This window comes from Aminobacter sp. P4_H6_2 (genome assembly GCF_056400805.1).
The window spans coordinates 1-1,895 of sequence record NZ_JBFUKO010000849.1 but is presented as its reverse complement, the minus strand read 5'-3'; the positions used below and the strand labels follow the sequence as shown (position 1 = coordinate 1,895).

Genomic DNA, 1,895 nt, shown 5'->3' with positions numbered 1-1,895 from the left:
CCGTAGTGCCTTGCGCACRACAACRTCTCCAGACGCGTCRACGGCATGAACTTGAAAAAYRCGCTTGGCCARATCRAGGCCCACGGTGGTAATCTGCATGGCGGATGGCTCCTTTGCTTGGGTTGCCAGACAGCAAACCCATTTTGGCACTCAGATGCCGGGAGCGGGAGCCATCCACCTCATCCGCTTTGGGAATGAAATTGCGATGACTGTTCGACTGCCGACCTCCTGGCATCTTCGGCGATGGGCTCACGATCAGATGACGTCCTCAGAGAGTTCGCCATGGGCACGTCACGGGACGCGCCCGGCGCTCGTTGTCGCGTGAGGGTTCACACGAACATCATGATCACCGCATAGCCCACGGTCACTAGCACGAGGCCAGCGACCAGCATCGGCACGAGAGTACTGCCCGAATCTTGGTCGTTCATGATTTCATTCCTGCTACTAGGTCAACGGACGTTTTTGGCGCCGCGGATGAGGTTGGTAGTGCAAGTCTGCCATCGCCCGAAGCTTGTCCCAATTCGAAGAACTCCTCACTGACGATGCGGTTGTCGGCATCGACGATGGCACGCCAGACCGAGTTTCGATTGCGCACGGTCAGGCGCTTTCGGCCCTTGTCGCCGTCGGTGCCGCAATCCACCCGGCTGGTTATGAGGCCGAGGCGCATTCGTCGTTGAAGTTCGTTCTCTTCAATGGAAAGCCGCTGCGCCAGGAACCCTGGCTCCAGGACATAGTCTCCGGTCTGGTCAGGCTCGAGCTTCATCCGGCTTCCTTCATCGCGGCGACAGCCGTGCGACATAAACATATATTGACGATATATGTTTTAATCTGCATCGTGAAGCCTGCACAGCCGTCAAAAATGGACGACAAAGGGCCGCATCCGGCCCGCTGACGCTGGGAGCCGGTATGAGCGAAGACACAAAACGTGAAACAACGATCGTCATCAACGGTCGCGTGCTGCCCGGACAACTGGATGAGCAGGTAATCCGAGACGTGGTTCATGGTTTCTACGCGGAGATCCGAAGCGATCCCCTGCTCGGGCCGCTGTTCAACAGGGCGATTGCGCCACATGACTGGTCGCCACACCTGACGAAAATGTGTGACTTCTGGTCATCCTTGATGCTTCGCACCGGCCGTTACGACGGCCGCCCGCTACCACCACACCTGACCATCCCAAGCCTGGGCGAACGGCACTTCCGGCGATGGCTTAGTCTGTTTCGCGCAACCGTCAACAAACTCTGTCCACCGGAGATCGCGGCGCTGTTCATGGAACGGGCTTTGCGTATCGCGCATTCCTTTCGCCTTGCGCTGGCCCACAATCGCGGTGAAAGCACCTTGACCATAGAGCCGATCACGGCCGAAAGCCTGTAACCTTCCGGACAACCGGTAAGCAGGCATTGGATCGCAATGAGACTGACGAATTTTTCCGACTACACGCTCAGAATGCTTATGTTTGCGGCGTCCGCGGGGGATCAGCTGTTCACCATCGAAGAGACGGCACGTGCCTTCGGTGTGTCAAAAACGCATCTCAACAAGGTGGCTAACACGCTGACCCGCGCTGGCTATCTTGTGGCGGTTCGTGGCAGATCTGGTGGGTTGAAACTCGGTCGCCGGCCAGAAGACATCCGGATCGGAGACGTCATCCGGTTGACAGAGCCGGATTTCGCACTGGTCGAGTGCTTCGCCACCGGGAACCAATGCATAATCACGCGGTGCTGCAAACTTTCCACCATGTTGCACGACGCGCTGTCGTCGTTCCAAAACACCCTTGATCGGTACACCCTCGCCGACATCGCACTGAAGCCCGCCGACTTCCTGGGTGATGCATCCCGCGCCTAGCTACCTGCCGGCCCCGACATGGGCAGTTCCCGTGATGGCAAAGCCCGATGTACGGG

At 58.3% G+C, this 1,895-nt stretch carries 3 protein-coding genes; 2 read left to right on the top strand and 1 reads right to left on the bottom strand.

The annotated features are described in order from the left end of the window. Positions 1-424: 424 nt before the first annotated feature. Positions 425-763, bottom strand: coding sequence for a DUF6522 family protein (locus tag AC1DUU_RS30900; RefSeq protein ID WP_476787125.1), 339 nt, complete (start codon positions 761-763; stop codon positions 425-427). A gap of 143 nt (positions 764-906) precedes the next feature. Between AC1DUU_RS30900 and AC1DUU_RS30895 the strand changes: the two genes are divergently transcribed. Both AC1DUU_RS30895 and AC1DUU_RS30890 read left to right on the top strand, forming a co-directional pair. Further along, positions 907-1,371, top strand: a complete 465-nt coding sequence (locus AC1DUU_RS30895) for a group III truncated hemoglobin (RefSeq protein WP_476787124.1) — start codon at positions 907-909, stop codon at positions 1,369-1,371. Positions 1,372-1,407: 36 nt separating this feature from the next. Continuing rightward, on the top strand, positions 1,408-1,839 hold the full coding sequence (locus AC1DUU_RS30890) for an RrF2 family transcriptional regulator (protein ID WP_476787123.1): 432 nt from the start codon (positions 1,408-1,410) through the stop codon (positions 1,837-1,839). Positions 1,840-1,895: the final 56 nt, after the last annotated feature.

What these genes read in the sequence shown, in the direction of transcription:
- AC1DUU_RS30900 (WP_476787125.1), bottom strand. Translation starts at nt 763, where the DNA reads ATGAAGCTCGAGCCTGACCAGACCGGAGACTATGTCCTGGAGCCAGGG.
- AC1DUU_RS30890 (WP_476787123.1), top strand. Translation starts at nt 1,408, where the DNA reads ATGAGACTGACGAATTTTTCCGACTACACGCTCAGAATGCTTATGTTT.
- AC1DUU_RS30895 (WP_476787124.1), top strand. Translation starts at nt 907, where the DNA reads ATGAGCGAAGACACAAAACGTGAAACAACGATCGTCATCAACGGTCGC.